At 62.9% G+C, this 17,805-nt stretch carries 16 protein-coding genes and 1 tRNA gene; 9 read left to right on the top strand and 8 right to left on the bottom strand.

From position 1 onward, the window contains the following. Nucleotides 1-213: 213 nt before the first annotated feature. The 3 genes from AOT96_RS11915 to AOT96_RS11905 all read right to left on the bottom strand — a co-directional run bounded on the left by AOT96_RS11915 (nt 214) and on the right by AOT96_RS11905 (nt 2,147). A tRNA-Ser gene (locus AOT96_RS11915) sits at nt 214-303 on the bottom strand. A gap of 51 nt (nt 304-354) precedes the next feature. Next, the gene (locus tag AOT96_RS11910) at nt 355-780 is read right to left on the bottom strand and encodes a MarR family winged helix-turn-helix transcriptional regulator (protein ID WP_020968140.1); all 426 of its coding nucleotides are present in this window, start codon (nt 778-780) and stop codon (nt 355-357) included. Nucleotides 781-908: 128 nt separating this feature from the next. Further along, a complete protein-coding gene (locus AOT96_RS11905) occupies nt 909-2,147 on the bottom strand; it encodes a lactate 2-monooxygenase (protein WP_051720822.1) in 1,239 nt (412 codons plus the stop codon). Between AOT96_RS11905 and AOT96_RS11900 the strand changes: the two genes are divergently transcribed. Next, nucleotides 2,146-3,135, top strand: a complete 990-nt coding sequence (locus AOT96_RS11900; protein WP_007731765.1) for an NAD(P)H-quinone oxidoreductase — start codon at nt 2,146-2,148, stop codon at nt 3,133-3,135. The two genes, AOT96_RS11905 and AOT96_RS11900, sit on opposite strands and share 2 nt — an antisense overlap. 15 nt (nt 3,136-3,150) lie before the next feature. Here AOT96_RS11900 and AOT96_RS11895 read toward each other — a convergent pair whose 3' ends face one another. After that, nucleotides 3,151-4,353 (bottom strand): cysteine desulfurase-like protein, encoded by a 1,203-nt coding sequence (locus tag AOT96_RS11895; RefSeq protein ID WP_007731767.1) that lies wholly within the window; start codon nt 4,351-4,353, stop codon nt 3,151-3,153. 132 nt (nt 4,354-4,485) lie between these two features. Between AOT96_RS11895 and AOT96_RS11890 the strand changes: the two genes are divergently transcribed. The 6 genes from AOT96_RS11890 to AOT96_RS11865 all read left to right on the top strand — a co-directional run bounded on the left by AOT96_RS11890 (nt 4,486) and on the right by AOT96_RS11865 (nt 9,820). After that, nucleotides 4,486-5,055, top strand: coding sequence for a bacterial proteasome activator family protein (locus AOT96_RS11890; RefSeq protein ID WP_003943894.1), 570 nt, complete (start codon nt 4,486-4,488; stop codon nt 5,053-5,055). 64 nt (nt 5,056-5,119) lie between these two features. After that, entirely contained in the window at nt 5,120-5,992 is an 873-nt protein-coding gene (gene wzm, locus AOT96_RS11885) for a galactan export ABC transporter permease subunit Wzm/RfbD (protein ID WP_029254233.1), read from the top strand. A gap of 9 nt (nt 5,993-6,001) precedes the next feature. After that, on the top strand, nt 6,002-6,808 hold the full coding sequence (gene wzt / locus AOT96_RS11880) for a galactan export ABC transporter ATP-binding subunit Wzt/RfbE (protein ID WP_007731776.1): 807 nt from the start codon (nt 6,002-6,004) through the stop codon (nt 6,806-6,808). Next, nucleotides 6,805-7,701 carry a galactofuranosyltransferase GlfT1 gene (glfT1, locus tag AOT96_RS11875; RefSeq protein WP_054188649.1) on the top strand — a complete coding sequence of 299 codons (897 nt, stop codon included), beginning with the start codon at nt 6,805-6,807 and terminating at the stop codon, nt 7,699-7,701. Before wzt ends, glfT1 begins: the two co-directional genes overlap by 4 nt. Before the next feature lie 174 nt (nt 7,702-7,875). Then, nucleotides 7,876-8,946, top strand: a complete 1,071-nt coding sequence (gene rsgA, locus AOT96_RS11870; RefSeq protein WP_065352833.1) for a ribosome small subunit-dependent GTPase A — start codon at nt 7,876-7,878, stop codon at nt 8,944-8,946. A gap of 46 nt (nt 8,947-8,992) precedes the next feature. Beyond that, nucleotides 8,993-9,820, top strand: coding sequence for a TylF/MycF/NovP-related O-methyltransferase (locus tag AOT96_RS11865; RefSeq protein ID WP_065351779.1), 828 nt, complete (start codon nt 8,993-8,995; stop codon nt 9,818-9,820). Between the two features lie 3 nt (nt 9,821-9,823). Here AOT96_RS11865 and AOT96_RS11860 read toward each other — a convergent pair whose 3' ends face one another. Both AOT96_RS11860 and AOT96_RS11855 read right to left on the bottom strand, forming a co-directional pair. Continuing rightward, entirely contained in the window at nt 9,824-11,689 is a 1,866-nt protein-coding gene (locus tag AOT96_RS11860) for a glycosyltransferase (protein ID WP_083197705.1), read from the bottom strand. 78 nt (nt 11,690-11,767) lie between these two features. Next, nucleotides 11,768-12,577, bottom strand: a complete 810-nt coding sequence (locus AOT96_RS11855; protein WP_054831529.1) for a glycosyltransferase — start codon at nt 12,575-12,577, stop codon at nt 11,768-11,770. Nucleotides 12,578-12,722: 145 nt separating this feature from the next. Here AOT96_RS11855 and AOT96_RS11850 point away from each other — a divergent pair, with 145 nt between their 5' ends. Next, nucleotides 12,723-14,933: a hypothetical protein gene (locus AOT96_RS11850; protein ID WP_065351778.1), complete on the top strand. Its 2,211-nt coding sequence runs from the start codon at nt 12,723-12,725 to the stop codon at nt 14,931-14,933. Here AOT96_RS11850 and AOT96_RS11845 read toward each other — a convergent pair. Together AOT96_RS11845 and AOT96_RS11840 are read right to left on the bottom strand one after the other, a co-directional pair. Beyond that, complete coding sequence (locus AOT96_RS11845) at nt 14,888-15,868, bottom strand: Gfo/Idh/MocA family protein (protein ID WP_065351777.1); 981 nt, start codon at nt 15,866-15,868, stop codon at nt 14,888-14,890. The genes AOT96_RS11850 and AOT96_RS11845 overlap by 46 nt on opposite strands. 3 nt (nt 15,869-15,871) lie before the next feature. Then, nucleotides 15,872-16,972, bottom strand: a complete 1,101-nt coding sequence (locus AOT96_RS11840) for a DegT/DnrJ/EryC1/StrS family aminotransferase (protein ID WP_042950324.1) — start codon at nt 16,970-16,972, stop codon at nt 15,872-15,874. A gap of 110 nt (nt 16,973-17,082) precedes the next feature. Between AOT96_RS11840 and AOT96_RS11835 the strand changes: the two genes are divergently transcribed. Beyond that, complete coding sequence (locus AOT96_RS11835) at nt 17,083-17,799, top strand: DapH/DapD/GlmU-related protein (RefSeq protein ID WP_058038038.1); 717 nt, start codon at nt 17,083-17,085, stop codon at nt 17,797-17,799. The last annotated feature ends 6 nt before the right edge of the window (nt 17,800-17,805 follow it).

Genomic DNA, 17,805 nt, shown 5'->3' with positions numbered 1-17,805 from the left:
CAATGGCTGATCGTTCACCACAGCACAACGAGAACCGGCAGATTGCCGCAACATCGGACGTAGCACCGAAGTGGCGAAGCCATTGCTTCACCCGGCGACCCCAGGGCGGCAAAGATTGCTACACATCCGACTCCTCGACGCTCCTGCGCTTCGTAGGGCACGAAAAAACCCAGCCCACGCTTTCGCGCGGGCTGGGTTTGAACAACGAACATTTGGCGGAAGCGGAGGGATTTGAACCCCCGGTGGGTTTAACGCCACGCTCGCTTTCAAGGCGAGTGCATTCGGCCGCTCTGCCACGCTTCCGTGGGCGATCCTATCGGGTGTTCCCACGGACCGCGAAAACGGCTCCAGAAGTCAGCGCTCGCCGATGGCTTTGTCGACCTTCTCGAAGACGTCTGCCAGCACGTCCAGTTCCTGGGGAGTCAGCAGATCGACCAGATTGTTCCGCACTCCGGCCACGTGAGTAGGCGCTGCCTCGGCGAGGCGACGCCTACCCTCTTCCGTGATCCGAGCGAGCACGCCGCGACCATCTTCGACGCAAGTGTCTCGCACGACGATGCCCTGAGATTCCATCCGCCTGATCTGGTGCGTCAGGCGGCTCCGCGAAGACAGCACGCCGTCTGCCAGGTCACTCATCCGCAACGACCCGTCAGCTGACTCCGAGAGCATGACCAAAATGCGGTAATCGGCCAACGACAGGTCGTGTGAATCCTGCAGTTCGCGGTTGAGAACCTCCATGAGGCGCTGATTACCGTCCATGTAGCCGCGCCATGCACGCATCTCGCACGGCGTCAGCCACGGTGTCTCACCGTGCGCCGCCTGCGATGTCTCCTCGGTTGTCGCTTCAGCTGTCACAGGTTCCAAGTTTAGACCTGTGTCCGCCCGTCACAGTAAGACTCACCCTAAAGTCACGAATTGGACATCAGGATCGAGGAATCGATTTCGGCGACCGATGCCAGCCCCGCCAGCCCCATGGTGAGATCCAGGTCGGCCAGGAGACTGCGCAATGCATGACGCACTCCGTCCGCTCCGGCCAATCCCAACCCGTACACCCACGGCCGCCCGTACAGCACTGCGTCGGCACCCAAGGCCAGAGCCTTGATTACGTCTGCGCCACAACGAATTCCGGAGTCCATCAGGATGTCCACCTCATGCCCCACCGCATCTGCGACGGGACCGAGAGCATCGAGTGCCGAAATCGACCCGTCAACCTGACGCCCACCATGGTTGCTCACGACAATGCCGTTGGCGCCGGCCGCGACGGCCTCACGTGCGTCGTCGGGATGGACAATTCCCTTCACTGCGATCGGAAGTGTCGTCCACTGGCGAAGTTTCGCGATATCCGCGATCCGCACCGCATGGTTACCGAACAACGACACCCACGTGAGAACCGCGATCTGCAGAGCTTCTGCGCTCTCCTCGGGCGGCGTCGCCAGTTTTGCGCGGAACACCGGATCCGACAGGTAGTTGGCAATTCCCTTCGCCTGCAGGAACGGAAGGTGACCGAGTTCGAGATCCCTTGGACGCCAACCCATACCGGGAGTGTCGGCAGTCAGGACGATAGCCTTCGCGCCCGCCGTCTCCGCTCGACGGACAAACGACTCGGCAAGCTCGTCGTCGGCCGGCCAGTACAGCTGGTACCACCAGTTATCGCCCGAGGCCGCCGCTACGTCTTCGATGGTCGAGGATGCCGCCGTCGAGAGAATCGATCCGATCCCCAACTCGGCAGTGACCGAACCGACCGCAACCTCGGCGTCGTCGTGGACCAAGCCGAGCACGCCCACCGGAGCCGTCAGGATCGGTGCAGCCAACCGCGTCCCCAACACCTCGACGCTCAGATCACGCGCGTCGGGCGCCGCAGTCCCCCGCAACATCCGCGGCACGATCGCATGCTTGTCGAACGCCCGCAGATTCGACTCCGCGGTTCGTTCGGTCGACGCGCTACCGGCGATGTACCCGAAGGCCTCCGGTGAGAGTTGCTCGCGCGCGGCATCTTCCAAGCCTGCCGCAGTCATCGGCAAAGCCGGCTTCGCGCCGCTCAGTCCCGTCAGATAAATCTCGTTCTGCATGTTCCCGAAGTAAGTCACGTCCGCGACGGTAGCGGCAAAACACCCGTCAGCGGGGAGATTCGCTAGCGTCGTATCCATGTACGCCATAACGATCGATCAGCCCGGCGGTCCCGAGGTCATGAAATGGGCGCAGCAGCCCGATCCTGAACTACCTCGCGGGCACGTACTCGTCGAGGTCGCCGCGACCGCAGTCAACCGCGCCGACCTGCTCCAACGTCAAGGCTTCTACCCGCCGCCGCCCGGCGCGAGTGACATTCTCGGCCTCGAATGCTCGGGTGTGATCACCGAACTCGGCGAAGACGTCACCGGTTGGTCCGTCGGCGACGAAGTCTGCGCACTGCTGGCCGGCGGTGGCTATGCCGAGAAGGTTGCGGTCCCGGCAACACAACTTCTCCCCGTTCCCGCTGGCGTCGATCTCCGTGTCGCAGCGTCACTGCCGGAAGTTGCGTGCACAGTGTGGTCCAACGTCGTGATGCGCGGCGGACTACGACGCGGACAGGTACTACTCGTCCATGGCGGTGGCGGCGGAATCGGCACCCACGCCATCCAGGTCGGCAAAGCCCTCGGCGCCCGCGTCGCAGTTACCGCGGGTTCGGAGGACAAATTGAACCGCTGCCGCGAATTGGGCGCGGATATTCTCATCAACTATCGCGACAGCGACTTCGTAGCATCACTCGCCGAAGCCACCGACAACCACGGCGCCGACGTGGTTCTGGACAACATGGGAGCGTCGTACCTCGGGCGCAACGTCGACGCACTCGCCATGGACGGCCACGTCGTGATCATCGGAATGCAGGGTGGCCGCAAGGGCGAGGTCGACATCGCCAAGCTGATGGGAAAGCGCGGAAACATCACGTCGACGGGCCTGCGTGGGCGTCCGCTCACCGGCCCCGGCGGTAAAGCGGACATCGTCGCCGACGTCCGCGCGAAGTTGTGGCCGTTGATCGCAGACGGATCGGTTCAACCGATCGTGTCGACCGAACTTCCGATCACCGAGGCGCCATTAGCCCATCAGTTGCTGGATTCGCCGGAAACCGTAGGCAAGGTCATCCTCACCGTGAAGTGAGCCGAGCGGGATCGATCAGCCCAGGGCGCCGAGTTCGGCGACCAGCTGATTGATCTCGTACCGCGTCGTGTACGGCGCAAGGCCGACGGTGACCGCGCCGCCTTCGTCGTTGACGCCGAGGGCGTCGAGCAGCCTGGAACCGCCGTGCGTACCGCTGACCGTCGCGATGCGCTTGTCGGCCAGGTGCGCCGCGACCTTGTCTGCCGCCATCCCCTCGAGTGTGAAACTGAGCGTCGGCACCCGCGTGGGTGCGCCGCCGATCACCATCACGTTGGGCAGGGCTGCGAGAGAACGCATGAGGTGATCGAACAGACCGTCCTGGTAGTCCTGCAGCGAGCTGATCGAGGTTTCGAGGCGCTCACGCCTGGTTCCCGTTGCCGATTCGTCCAAGCCCGCCAGGAAATCGATCGACGACGTGAGACCGGACAGCAGCGCGAACTGATGACCGCCCACCTCGAGTCGCTCGGCGCCACGCGCGTACGGGTTGAGCGACACGGCCGGAATTCGGTCGAGCAGTCCGGGATCGCGGAAGACGAGTGCGCCCACCTGCGGACCGCCCCACGACGGCGCGCTGACGGCAACGATGTCCGCCCCGAGATCAGCCATGTCCACATGCGCATATGGCGCTGCACCGACGGCGTCGACCACCATCAGTCCGCCGAATTCGTGCAGACGATCAGCTGCGGCGCGGACGTTCGGAGCCGAACCGACGACCGGTGATGCGGCCGTCAAGGCCACCAATCGAGTGGTCGAGGTGATGAGATCGTTGAACTGCCAACTCGGGAGCTCACACGTTTCGATTTCGACCTCTGCCCATCGCACCTGAGCGCCGTAGCGACTGGCCACACGAAGCCAGGGCGCGACGTTCGCCTCTTCGTCGAGGCGCGAGAGTACGAGACCGGTTCCGAGGCCCAACCGCGAACTGAGCGACTCGGCGAGCCAAGCCAACAACACCGCTCGGTCTGATCCGAGAACGACTCCCGCAGGATCTCCGCCGACCAGATCGGCGACCGCGGTGCGCGCACTCTCGAGAATGGCAGCACTACGACGGTTCGAGACGTGGCGACCGGAGGAAGAAGATGCAGAGGCACGGAACGCGGTGGAGACCGTCCGCGAGACGGCGTCCGGGATCTGCATTCCGGCCTGCGGATCGAGGTGGATCCAGCCGTCACCGAGTGAGGGAATCAACCCCCGTACGCGGGCAACGTCGTAAGCCATGCTCGACACTCTAGGTGCAGACGCCCGCTTAGTCGAAGGCAGTCACCCAATTACCCGTCAGTACAGTTATTCGATAGCTAACTTTTTGGGGGTTACGCGGCGTTTGTCGCCCACACACGACAAGATGGAAGCATGACGAACCCCGACAAAGAGCAGGTACTCGTTATCGGACCCGACGGTCGACCCGTCGCAATGCCGGCGGCCGAGGCAGAGGCCTCCACATCCGGCACCACCGAAGGCGCGGAATCCGAAGCCGAGTCCGTCGCCGAGATGGTCGAGCAGCCGGCCAAGGTCATGCGAATCGGCACGATGATCAAACAACTCTTGGAAGAAGTGCGCGCCGCGCCGCTCGACGACGCCAGCCGCAAGCGCCTCAAGGACATCCACACCTCGTCCATCCGAGAACTGGAACAAGGCCTGGCACCCGAACTCCGTGAAGAACTCGAGCGACTGAGCCTCCCGTTCACCGACGACTCCATTCCCTCCGACGCCGAACTGCGAATCGCGCAGGCCCAACTCGTCGGCTGGCTCGAAGGACTGTTCCACGGAATTCAAACCGCACTGTTCGCGCAGCAGATGGCAGCGCGCGCCCAGCTCGAACAAATGCGGCAGGGCGCACTGCCTCCCGGCATGAGCATCGGGGCTCCGCATTCGCCTGCCCATCCGGACCAACAGAGCCCGGGAACCGGCCAGTATCTGTAACCCGGACCACCACGAAGTCCGCGGGAAAACCGGCTCCGACGCCAGGCCGGTAGGCTCGACCTCCGTGTCAGCATCCGCAATCGAATCCGAGACGCCGGACGCACCCGCGCCCGTGTCCGACTCCCAGACGTTCCGTCGTGCGTTCAAAGACCTTCGCGACGGTCTGAATCAGCGTGAGTTGTGGCTCAGCCTCGGCTGGCAGGACATCAAACAGCGCTACCGCCGGTCGGTGATCGGTCCGTTCTGGATCACGATCGCCACCGGCGTGCAGGCCGGTGCGATGGGTCTTCTGTACTCCGCGTTGCTGAACATTCCGCTCAAGGAGTTCCTGCCGTACGTCACGGTCGGCCTGATCGTGTGGAACCTGATCAGTGCAGGCATCCTCGAAGGCTCCGAGGTCTTCATCGCCAACGAGGGCCTGATCAAGCAGTTGCCGTCGGCGTTGAGCGTGCACGTATATCGCCTGGTTTGGCGTCAGGTGCTGTTCTTCGCGCACAACTTCGCGATCTACATAGTTCTGCTGTTCGCGTTCAGCATCTGGCAGAACATGAGCTGGACTGCGCTGGCGGCGATACCGGCATTCCTGCTGATCGTGGCGAACACGCTGTGGGTCTCGATCGTCTTCGGCATCTTCTCCACCCGATACCGCGACATCGCCCCCATCCTGGGCAGCATGACGCTCCTGCTGTTCGTGCTGACGCCGATCATGTGGACAACTCAGGCCCTCAAGGACCAGGGCGGGCAAGCCAGCGAGCGAGTCCGGCTTGCCGAGCTCAACCCCCTGTACCACTACCTCGAGATCATCCGAGCACCACTCATCGGGGCCGACCAGCAGGCATACCACTGGTACATCGTCATCGCCTTCACCGTCGTCGGCTGGGCCGTCGCGATTCTGGCACTCCGCAAGTACCGGGCACGCGTGCCCTACTGGGTCTAGAGGAAACACATGAGTCAGCCAGTCAGCATCCACACGCAGAACGCGTGCGTCGACTTCCCGATCTTCGACGCGAAATCCCGCTCGCTCAAGAAGGCCTTCCTCGGCAAGGCCGGAGGATCCATCGGCCGCAACGACTCCGATGTCGTCGTCGTCGAAGCGCTCCGCGACATCACGATGACGCTCAAGGAAGGCGACCGCATCGGGCTCGTCGGCCACAACGGCGCCGGCAAATCCACCCTGCTGCGCCTGCTCTCCGGAATCTACGAACCGACCCGGGGATCCGCCAGCATTCGCGGACGCGTCGCACCCGTCTTCGACCTCGGTGTCGGCATGGACCCGGAAATCTCCGGGTACGAGAACATCATCATCCGCGGCCTGTTCCTTGGTCAGACCCGCAAGCAGATGCTCGCGAAGATGGACGAGATCGCCGAATTCACCGAACTCGGTGAATACCTCTCCATGCCGCTGCGTACCTACTCCACCGGTATGCGCGTTCGCGTTGCCATGGGCGTCGTGACCAGTATCGATCCTGAGATCTTGCTTCTCGACGAGGGCATCGGTGCCGTCGACGCGGAATTCATGAAGAAGGCCCGCATCCGGCTGCAGAAGCTGGTGGAACGCTCCGGCATCCTGGTATTCGCCAGCCACTCCAACGAATTCCTCGCTCAGCTGTGCAACAGTGCGATGTGGATCGACCACGGCCAGATCCGCATGCAAGGCGACATCGAAGACGTCGTGCGCGCCTACGAAGGTGACGACGCCGCCGAACATGTGCGCCACGTGATCAAGGAAATGGAACGGGAGAACACCCCGTGAGCGCACCCGAGAAAATCATCGGGGTCGTCGTCACTCACAAGCGTCGTGAACTGCTGGCTGAATCCTTGAAGGTTCTCAGCACCCAGTCGCGTCCGCTCGATCATCTGGTTGTCGTCGACAATGCCGACGAAGCCGATGTGAAAGAGCTCGTCGACAACGCTCCACTGCCGACCAGTTACATCGGTTCTCAGCACAACCTCGGCGGTGCCGGAGGATTTGCTCTTGGCATTCTCTACGCGCTTTCACTCGGCGCCGACCGCGTCTGGCTCGCCGACGACGACGGCCGCCCGGACGGCCCCGAAGTCCTGGAAACACTGCTCGACTGTGCAATTCGGAACGACCTGGCCGAGGTCTCCCCCGTCGTCTGCGACATCGACGACCCCGACCGCCTTGCTTTCCCACTGCGGCGCGGCACGTCGTGGCGCCGGTTGCGTTCCGAGCTCGGCGACGAGGATCTCCTGCCAGGCATCGCGTCTCTCTTCAACGGCGCACTGTTCACAGCCGACGCGATCGATGCCGTCGGAGTTCCGGATCTACGCCTGTTCGTCCGCGGCGACGAGGTCGAGGTACACCGTCGCCTCGTCCGCTCCGGCCTGAAGTTCGGTACCTGCCTGCAAACTGCTTACGTCCACCCCAACGGCGCGGACGAGTTCAAGCCGATCCTCGGCGGTCGCATGCACACGCAGTACCCCGACAACGACACGAAGCGCTACTTCACGTACCGCAACCGTGGATACATCCTCTCCCAGCCGGGAATGCGGAAACTGCTTCCGCAGGAATGGGTTCGGTTCGGCTGGTACTTCCTGATCACACGCCGCGATCCGGCCGGACTGCGCGAGTGGATGCGATTGCGCAAGCTCGGCCGGGAAGAGAAGTTCGAACGTCCGAGTTAAGTCGGCCGCCCCGAGTTAATTCAGTTGCACAGTCGCGTCTGCGGCTGAGACGATTCTGATCCGACGCATGGTGCGTCCTGAGATTTTCGAGGAGTGAGTATTGATGACTGTCGTGTTCCGCAGTTTCAGCACCGTCAACATTCACACTTCTTCGTACTCGAGGACACACTCACCATGCCGGAAAACAGCGCGCCCCTGACCGAATACGGTTGGAACGCAACACTCTCGAACACATTCACTGCCCTGGCCCCACCGGACTCCGCACCCGGGCGCGTTCTTCGCGTCGACCGGGGGCGGTGTGACGTGGCCGTCGCCGAAGGCACAGTTCGCGCACTCAGCGGCAGCGATCCACTCTGTACGGGTGACTGGGTCGCCGTGGCCGAGTTACGGGACTCACGCGAACCCGAGATGCACACGGTCACTTCGATACTCCCTCGATCAAGCAGCATCTTTCGATCCTCGGCATCCGGAAAATCGGAAGGCCAGATTCTGGCGGCCAATGTCGACACCGTCGTCATCGCCACGGCTTCGGACGGCGACGTCGATCTCGGGCGCATCGAGCGACTACTCGCACTCGCCTGGGAAAGTGGTGCAACCCCTGTCGTCGCACTCACCAAATCGGATGCAGCTCACTATATCTCCGACACTCTCGCCGAGGTCACTGCCATTGCGCCCGGCGCAACAGTGCTGGCCGTCAGTGCCGAGACCAACGAAGGAATGGATGTACTCGATGCAGTTCTGGACGGCACCGTGGCGATACTCGGTCCATCAGGCGCCGGTAAGTCGACGCTCGCGAACGCCCTCCTCGCGGACACCACAGACGCCGATCGACTCGAGACCGGTCGCGTTCGGACCGGTGACGGAAAGGGACGCCACACCACCGTCACCAGAGAGTTGATCTCATTCTCCGGCGGCCGGACACTGATCGACACACCCGGCCTGCGAGGGGTCGGCATGTGGAACGCGGCGGAGGGGATCGAGAAGACGTTCCCCGAGATCGAGGAGCTGATTGCAGAGTGCCGGTTCTCCGATTGCGCACACAACTCCGAGCCGGGATGCGCAGTCCTGAGCGCACTCGGGCGTGGCGATATCGATGAGCGGAGGCTCGCGAGCTACCGGAAACTACAGCGAGAGAATGCATGGAACGCCGCGCGAAGCGATGCTCGTCTGCAGGCAGAGAGGACGCGGGAGATCAAGGTGATCTCCCGACAACTCAAGAGTCACTACCGCGGTCGGGACCGGTAGCGAACAAAGCCTGGCAGCATGGGGGTGATCCCGACGAGAGGTTGCCATGTTCGAGCAGTTCCGTTCCAGCGCCAGAACCAAGCTTCAGCGTGCGGTATCCGAGGTGGTCGAGGCCGCCGACCGGCGCAACGCAGATCGCACGCAACAGATCCTCGACGCGCTGGCACTCTCACGTGACGAACTGGCCGAGGCCCGCGGTGACATCGCGGGCCTCCGGTCCAGGATCGACGAGCTGGAATTTCGCCAGCGTCGGGATCTGGCCTACGCCGTGGATCTGGAAGCGACAGCGTCGACTGCCGAGTTCATCCTCGAACACCTTCGAGTCGCGGAGACATTCGGCCACCCGCACGACACGCTGCGCCACGCATTGGGCTTGATCGAAATACCCGGCATGGCACTCGAATTCGGCGTCGCCAGCGGAACCACACTCAGGATCGTCGCGGAGGCTTTCACCGAACGCGAGGGGACCGTCGCAGGTTTCGACGTGTTCTCCGGCCTTCCGCAGACCTGGCGCACCGGGTTCCCGGTCGGCGAGTTCGCACAGGAATCCATCCCCGAAGTGCCTGGAGCGCAACTTGTTCCGGGCCTCTTCGAGGACACCTTGCCCTCGTTCCTGAACGACGAACCCGGCCCCGTTGCGTTCCTGCACCTCGACGCCGACCTTTACTCGTCCACCAAGACCGTGCTCGATCTGCTCGGCGACCGACTGGTCCCCGGGTCGATTGTCGTCTTCGACGAGTTCTTCAACTATCCCGGGTGGCAGCAGCACGAGTACCGGGCGTGGACGGAGTTCGTCACACGCACCGGCATCTCGTTCGAATATCTCGGGTATACCGTCGACAACGAGCAGGTCATCGCCAAGATAGTGCGTTGAGGCTCACTTCTCGTACAGTCGAGCCCAGTTCTCGCGGCTGGTGAGCTGCGGGAACTCGCGAGCGAATGCTTCAGCCACACTTGGCGCTTCGGCGAGGAACCGCTTCATGACGCCGGCGAGGCGACCGCTCATCTCGGCGGCCTTCTCGCTGTCGAAGCGGCGTTCGCGCACGCCTCCCTGCGAAGCATCGGTGACGAAGACGTGATCGAAACGTCCGACGTGCCACCACTGCGCATCTTCGTACGAGATCGCCACCGGGCCCCGCTCCAGATGATTGCGCGCTTGCATCACAGCACGTTTCGCGAGAACCAGGTCTGTCCACAAACCGGGTTTCGGGCTGGGCGCAACACGACGGATCGGCAGCCTTCCCGGCAACTCCGACGCCGGGCGAGTTACCGTCTCGGGGAAGCGCTTACGTTCCTGGTTGATCGCGGCAAGCGCCTCCTGCCCACCGTCCGCCAAACCTTCCGGCCCCTCGAGGAATCCCTCGATCGCCCGGAGTTGCGTATGTGCAAGGCCGTACTGCAAACCCACGATCGAGTGCGAAATATCCCGGGAGAGTTGCTTCGCGAGAGTTTTGGGTGCAAAACCCGGGTCGAGCGAAGCGGTGATGAGTCCGTTGCGCGTACTGAAGTAGTGCGCAAAACCGTCGACGTCCTTCCAGTAGAAGTCCGCATGCCACACAGCAGCCGAAGGCAACGTGATGGTGGGAATCCCGGCCCGCCCGGCCCGCAAGCTGTACTCGACGTCGTCCCACTGGAAGAAGACCGGCAGTGGCAAGCCGATCCGCTCGATGGCTTCAGCAGGAATCAGGCAAGACCACCAGCCGTTGTATTCGGCATCCACGCGACGTTCCGGTAGCTTCTCGAGCACACTCCGGTTGCGAACACCGTGCTCGTCGGTCGGTACACCGCGCTGCAGGGTGCCCAGATCGACGCGTTCACCCGAAGCCAACAGGAAGTCGGGGTTGAACAGAAAGAGCATCTGGGCGCCGATCAAAGCCGGCTCCGTCGTCATGTTCGCGAACGCGCTCAGTCGAAGAACCGATTCGGGCTCACACAGAATGTCGTCGTCCATCAAGATCACGTCGGCGTGCGGTCCGGCTGCCGAAGCCTCGTACAGGCCCCGCGTGAACCCGCCCGCACCGCCCAGGTTCGCCTGCCGCAGATACTGCAACCGCGAACCGAACTTCTTCGACACTTCCTGGAACAGCTCACGGCTCTCGACCGGATCCGTTCCCTGGTCGACTACGTACAGAGCGTCGAGCAACGCGAGCACACGCTCGTCGGACGCGAGGGCCTCGACTGTGCGCGCGCAGTCGTCCGCACGATTGAACGTGCAGATCGCCACGGCTACCGGGCGAATCGACTCCGGGGAGGCGACGGTCCATTCCACGTCGTCGACCACGGCGCCGCCACCCTGCGCTTCGAACTGCAGCCACAGCGCGCCGCCGTCGACGAAGGTATCGAGCGGGGCGGTCATGGACACGCGCTCGTCGCCGGTCACGACGACGTTCGTCACGATACGGCGGTGACCACCGATGTCCGAGGCCTGGACTTGGATGCGGCAAGCGGTATCGGCCACGACATGCGCGGTGACGGTGACCTCGGTGACGTTGGTCCAGCGCTGCCAGTAGCTGGCCGGAAATCGACCGAAGAAGGTGTTGGTGTGTGCGACGGCCCCGGGCTGAAGCCGCAACTCGAACCGCGATCGCGTCGACATTCCGACCTTGGTCACCGCATATAGTTCGTCACTGGCGACAGGCGAAGTTCCGGTGAACAACGTGCGCTGCGCCAACAGTCGATCCGACGTCGCGCTGCGTTCGATCAACTCGACTCCGGAATCGGACTGGTCATCGGTCGTGTTCACGGTATCCACGCCCCGCAGGGTATCGCGAATCCGCACCTCGGCGCCCCGGGCACCGAGTCACGCCAGGTCGACCCCTGATTACTCGCGATCACTCACTGCGGCCGCGGCCCGCAGCTCGGTCTTTCGGCGGCGAAGCGACAACAATCCCTTTGCCATCTGGATCACGTCCTTCGGCGAGATACGGCTTGCATGTGCCAGATGATCGTCACTGAGTCGGATCGGGACCTCGACCGGGCGCACCCCGGCCAATTCGAGCGCGTAGTCCAATTCGGTAGTGAAGAGGAATCCACGCTCGGTCAATGAGGGTGCGATTCGACGCAGCAAAACGCCGTCGACGATGAAAGTTCCCTGAGGATCGCCCGTGCGAGTGCCCAGCACGACCCGTCGCAGCGTCGCGAATCCGCCCGTCATCACCGAACGCAGCAGGCCACGTTCCACCTCTGATTCCGAATGAGCCTTCGAACCGATGACCACCGGCGGAACGGACCCTAGGTCCGCCATCACGCGGTCGGCCCCTTCGATGTCACCGAAACCGAACGGAAGATCGTCCGCTGTGAGCAACACGCGCCGTCCACGAGAAGCAAGTGTCCCGGCGCGAAGCGCCGCACCCATTCCTTTATCGCTGCTCATCGGAAGGAAAGTCACTCCCGGCCACGACCAGGAAGCCGCCAGAGCGGCACATACGTCGGCAGTGTTGTCCGTCGACCCGTTCTCCACGACGATGATCTCGACCTGACCGGCGCTCTCGGCCGGGCGGCTGGTGAAGTACTCGGCGAATTGACGCACCGTCGACTCCAGCACCTCGCCTGAGTTGTATGCGGGGATGATCACCGAGAGTTCCGGCGTAGCTGGTTCCCCACGAACGGGTTCCGTTCGCGATGTCGCCACGTCCCGATCTCCTTACTTCCCCGACTGCAGTTCGAACTCGTCGGAATACTACGCTCCGAGAAACAAGGCGCAGCCCAGGCTCCGAGAAAAAGAGCACGACCCCGGCTCCGAACAACAGCCATCGACTCGAAGACGAAAGCACATCGTGAAATCTGACTTACCGCTCGCACAACGCGTGGTGCCGCCAATTCTTCTCGCCGCTCTGGTGTCGATCGTCGCCGCCATCCCACTGATCTCCAATCGGTGGTTCTACTACTGGGACGACAGCGCAGCAGCTTTCACGCCTGGTTGGCACACGATCGGCGAGCGAATCCTGTCCGGGTCATGGCCGACGCTCATTCCCGAATTGTGGGCCGGCGGCAATGTCACAGCCGAAGCCCTTTACGGGACATACAATCCCGTGATCCTTCTGGATTCGGTTGCCATTGCACTCATTCCGAACCTGGGAATCGGAATCACCCTGGTCAAGATGCAATTCATGGCGATTCTCGCGGTAGGCGTTTATCTGGTGGCCCGCCAGTACGGCGCCAATCGGCCGATGGCTTTCATCGCCGGATTTGCCATGCCGTTCGCCGGATACACGCTCTATTTCGACGCCTCCAGTTGGGCGTCCGGGCTGATCGCCTTCGCCTGGATCCCCCACGTCTGGTGGTCTACCCGCGCCAGCGCCCTCGGCCGAGTGAACCCCCTGGTACCGATCGTTTTCGGCTATCTTGCGATGACCACCGGAAACCCGTACGGCGCTGTCGGTGTCGCGGTCGTCTACCTCGCTGTCATAGCGGAATGCATCGCAATCAAACGCGCAGGCAGCATCAAATCACTGATGATCAGCGCGGCAGCGATCATCATGATGTCGCTGATCGTGTATCTACCGTTGCTCTTCACCACCGGCGTGTCGGTGCGTACTCAGTCCGGAATCGCGAACGACGGTTCGCTTCGACCCGATCTCGGTGACCTGCTCAACCTCTCCGGCCCGTCGAACCAGCCGTACGTCACCGCTTTCGCTTCGCCTGCCATGACGATTCCGCTGGTGTACCTGGCTTGGTTCCTCATACCGCTCGCACCGTGGATTCAGTGGAAGTCACTGAAGAAGTTGGGCCGCCACAGCGTCTCGCTGTTCGTCTTCGGCGGAATTTACGTCGTACTACTTCTCGGACCGTCGAATCTGTGGCTTTTCCGTTGGCCCGCGCGACTGCTCGAGTACGGTCAACTGCCCGCCATCGTGGTCACGGCGGTCGCCCTCTCTGCCGGACTGCATCGTGATCGAATCCGGACAAGATCAATCATCACCGCGGGATTGTTGGCACTTCAGTTCTATCTTGCCTGGTCGAATGTCCCGGAAGACATCGGTATTCACTCGGCATCACTGATAATCACCGTGGTTCTCACCGTCTTCGCGTTGGTCGTGGCCTACCGAAAGCCCCGCTACCTCGCCGGTGCACTCGCTGTCGGCATCGTCGTCGTGCTCAGTGCTCAGACCAATTTCTGGTTCACCGGAAACTACAACGTGACACCGTGGAAGTTCCCCAGGCAGGTGGCATTCCTGGAGTCCAAGTTCGAGGACCGTTACCAGGGAACCACTTTCGCGATTGCCGACCCCGTCAACATCCCGCCGGACAACGAAACCGGGCAGTGGGGTGACCTCCTGTTCGGCAACGCCTGGCAGCCTGCCGGAGTCAATGCCGTCAACAGCTACGCCGGAATCAGCTACAACTATTTCGTTCAAGCACTGTGCTTGAACTACTACGGCGGCGTCCAGTGTCCGGACGGCGTCGACCGACTGCTCGCTGAATCGCCGGGAACGGGTGTGTCCTGGCTCGACGCGATGCGAGTCGACACGGTCGTCGTTCAGAATTCCGGACCGTACGGCGGAAAACGCGCCCTCGACGCCCTACCCGAGGGCGAGTGGACCGTATCGCCGGATCGGGTGGTCACGGTCGGCCATCGCACCACCGAGCATCAGTGGCCCGACGGTCGCGTATCGGCAACGACGCCTGGTCTCGACGTGCGTGGCGATGCCGCCGCTACGGACACCAGGGAAACCGTCGAATACACCGGATCAGGCACGGTCACATTCGCCCTGCTGGCCTGGCCGGGTTGGAGCGCGACCGTAGATGGTCAGACGGTCGAGACGAAGGCCAGCCCCGGCGGGTTGTTGCAGGTCGATCTACCGCCGAGCGCCGAATCCGGATCTACCCTCACCATCGAATTCAGTCCGCCCGGAAGTACTTTCGGGTGGACTGTCGCCGGCGTCGGATTGCTCCTGGCACTGTCTCAAGGAGCGTGGGCCTTCCGACGCCGACGCAGCGGTCAGGACGACAACGCTGCAGCCAACGCAGATTCCGTCACCTCGTGAACCGCGCGGTGAGCGGGCAGAATCGACGCCCGCTCACCGTCTGCGTCACCGGTGCCCTGCACCAATCCGAGGAAATGCGTCAGCTGCGCGGCAAGCGGTTCCTCGCTGTAGCGGATCGTCGGAATTTCGATGACCGTCTGCTGCTGGTAGCCGTCCCGATCGGTAGGCATGTTGTCGTCGATGTGCCGGTAGATCGTGATGTCGCGACGCAAGAGATCGATCTCGATGAGTCGATCGGCCTCGAGCAACGACAGCTGGCGAATCTTGCGCTGACTGATCCGGCTCGCGGAAATCGTTGCAACAGCACCTGATCCGAAGCGCAATACGGCGTCGGCGCAATCTTCCGACCGGTTCTGCACGGACGTCGGGTGGAAGTAGCCGAACTCCCCTTTTGCCAAACTGGGTTCCGAGCCGGCAAATCCGATGGCAAGGTCGATATCGTGAATCAGCAGGTCCGTCGCGACACCCGTCGGAATGCGGGAAACGAACGGCGAGTGGCGGATACCGTTCACCTGCCACACATCGCCGGAGAACTCACGGGCGGTGCGGACAGCGGGATTGAACCGTTCGAGCAGTCCACACATCAGGGGAACACCGGACGCGCGCGAACGATCGACCAGGTCGACGCTCTGCTCGTACGTCGCTGCCAACGGCTTCTCCACCAGGACGGGCTTCCCCAGATCGAGAACCCGGCCGGCCAACTCGTAGTGCGCCGGCGTAGCAGCGGCGATCACGACAGCATCGATCTCGTCGAGGGAGTCGAAATCGGGGGCCCAACGCGTATCGAACCGCGCAGCAACAGCTTTGCCCTGCTCCTCGCGCGGCTCGATCAGCAGATCCAACTCGCACAGCGGCGACTGCGCGATGACCCGCGCATGCAGCGAGCCCATCTGACCGGATCCGACAAGAGCGATACGTGGATTGCTAGCAGTCATTTTTCAGGCCTCCATGGCGCCGCGTACCGCGGCAACGATCTGATCGACGTCGCCGGCGGACAACGCAGCGTGGACGGGGATGCTCAGGCACCGCGACGCAACCGAAGTGGCCACCGGCGTCTCGTCGATGACGACGCGCGGATGTTCGCGGTAGCACTCGTAGTCGTAGACGGCCTTCGGGTAGTAGATGCCGCTACCGATGTCCTTCGCGGCCAGGCGCTCACTCAACTGGTCGCGAGTGATCGGTGCGTCTTCGGCCAGCAGCAAGGTGAACTGATGCCAGACATGTCCACGACCGGACAGTTCGCTCGGCAGGATCAGTCCTTCGACGTCCTTCAGGCCGACGCGCAAGGCCTCCGCATTCCGGCGGCGCGCCTCGACCTGCTGCATGTACGTCGCCATCTGGGGCAGAGCCAAGCTCGCCTGGAGGTCAGTCATCCGGTAGTTCTGGCCGACCATCTCGTACTGGTAGCGCGCCCGCATGCCCTGGTTGCGCAGGACCCGAAGTCGATCGGCGATCGCGTCGTCGTCGGTCGTGATCATTCCGCCCTCGGCGGTCGTGAGGTTCTTCGTTGCATAGAACGAGAAGCAACCCACACCGAAACTGCCGGCGCCTCGCCCGTCGTACGTCGCTCCGTGGGCCTGAGCGGCGTCCTCGACGACAGTCAGACCGTTTTTCGATGCCAGCGGCATCAATGCGCCCATGTCCGCCGACTGTCCGTACAGATGAACCGGCATCAGCACCTTCGTGCGGTCACCGATTCGATCGGCAGCGACTGCCGGGTCGATGTTGAAATCGGACTCGGAGATATCGGCGAACCGCGCCGTCGCGCCTGCCTCGAGAATCGCATTGAGCGTGGCCACGAACGTGAACGGCGTGGTCAAAACCTCGTCACCTGGCTGAAGATCCTGGACCTGGAGAGCCGCGATCAACGCCGTAGTGCCGTTGTTCACCGCCACCGCGTGTCGCGTGCCCACCAGCGCCGCGAACTCGTCCTCGAGCCGCTTCACCTTGGGTCCCTGCGCGACGATTCCCGATCGCAGAGTGTCCAGCACCTCGCGCTCGACTTCTTCCCCGAACGAGATACTGGATATCGCGATCACTGAGTTACCTCCGATAGATTCATCCGACCGTCGTCGGAACGAAATACCCCGACAACCCAGGAAGCGTATCGAAACACGATTCGATACTTCGAGAGGATTCCGGAACCTGCATGTCTGAACGAGCCGACTGCCACATCCATCCGACCGCCGTGATCGGCGCCGACGTACTGATCGGGGCGGGAGTCACGATCGGACCGAACGCGGTACTCACGGGCCCACTCGAGATCGGCGACGACTGCTGGATCGGCTCGGGAGCGGTCTTGGGAGCTCCCCCCGAGATCCTCGGCGCGTTACATCCGACGTCCTGGTCCGTCAGCGCCGGTCTGGGAATTCGAATCGGTGCTCGAACGACGATTCGCGAATTGAGCACAGTCCATCAGGGAAGCGAACGCCGCACCGAAATCGGCGAAGACTGCTTCGTGATGAACAGAGTGGGAATCGAGCACGACGTGCAGATCGGTGACCGCTGCGTCGTGTCCTCCGGTACGACGCTTGCCGGGCACGTCAGCGTCGGAGACGGCGTCAACCTGGGCATGCACACTGTCGCGCACCAACGACGCGTCGTCGGCTCCGGATCCATGATCGGCATGGGAACCGTCGTGGTCAAGGACGTCCCGCCCTTCTCCAAGGCCTTCGGCAACCCGGTGTCGTTGCACGGTGTCAACCGGGTCGGAATGAGTCGGTCGGGAATCGCGGAGGAGGACATCGCCGCGATCGAAGCCGTGTACGCCGCGGGAAGCTTCGGCACGTCACCGGCCATTCCGGACTCGCTGTCGGAAGCCTTCACCTGGTGGCGGGAACGCGCCGACAAACCGCTCGTGGTTTAGCGAGAC

The sequence above is a fragment of the Rhodococcus sp. 008 genome, from assembly GCF_001682295.1.
Taxonomy (GTDB): domain Bacteria; phylum Actinomycetota; class Actinomycetes; order Mycobacteriales; family Mycobacteriaceae; genus Rhodococcus_F; species Rhodococcus_F qingshengii.
The sequence above is the reverse complement of the archived record's forward strand: the minus strand, read 5'-3'. Positions and strand labels throughout refer to the sequence as shown.

Excerpts from the sequence above, each read along its gene's own strand:
- AOT96_RS11910 (WP_020968140.1), bottom strand. The coding sequence starts at position 780 with ATGCGTGCATGGCGCGGCTACATGGACGGTAATCAGCGCCTCATGGAG.
- AOT96_RS11900 (WP_007731765.1), top strand. The coding sequence starts at position 2,146 with ATGTACGCCATAACGATCGATCAGCCCGGCGGTCCCGAGGTCATGAAA.
- AOT96_RS11905 (WP_051720822.1), bottom strand. The coding sequence starts at position 2,147 with ATGGATACGACGCTAGCGAATCTCCCCGCTGACGGGTGTTTTGCCGCT.
- AOT96_RS11895 (WP_007731767.1), bottom strand. The coding sequence starts at position 4,353 with ATGGCTTACGACGTTGCCCGCGTACGGGGGTTGATTCCCTCACTCGGT.
- AOT96_RS11890 (WP_003943894.1), top strand. The coding sequence starts at position 4,486 with ATGACGAACCCCGACAAAGAGCAGGTACTCGTTATCGGACCCGACGGT.
- wzt (WP_007731776.1), top strand. The coding sequence starts at position 6,002 with ATGAGTCAGCCAGTCAGCATCCACACGCAGAACGCGTGCGTCGACTTC.
- rsgA (WP_065352833.1), top strand. The coding sequence starts at position 7,876 with ATGCCGGAAAACAGCGCGCCCCTGACCGAATACGGTTGGAACGCAACA.
- AOT96_RS11865 (WP_065351779.1), top strand. The coding sequence starts at position 8,993 with ATGTTCGAGCAGTTCCGTTCCAGCGCCAGAACCAAGCTTCAGCGTGCG.
- AOT96_RS11845 (WP_065351777.1), bottom strand. The coding sequence starts at position 15,868 with ATGACTGCTAGCAATCCACGTATCGCTCTTGTCGGATCCGGTCAGATG.
- AOT96_RS11835 (WP_058038038.1), top strand. The coding sequence starts at position 17,083 with ATGTCTGAACGAGCCGACTGCCACATCCATCCGACCGCCGTGATCGGC.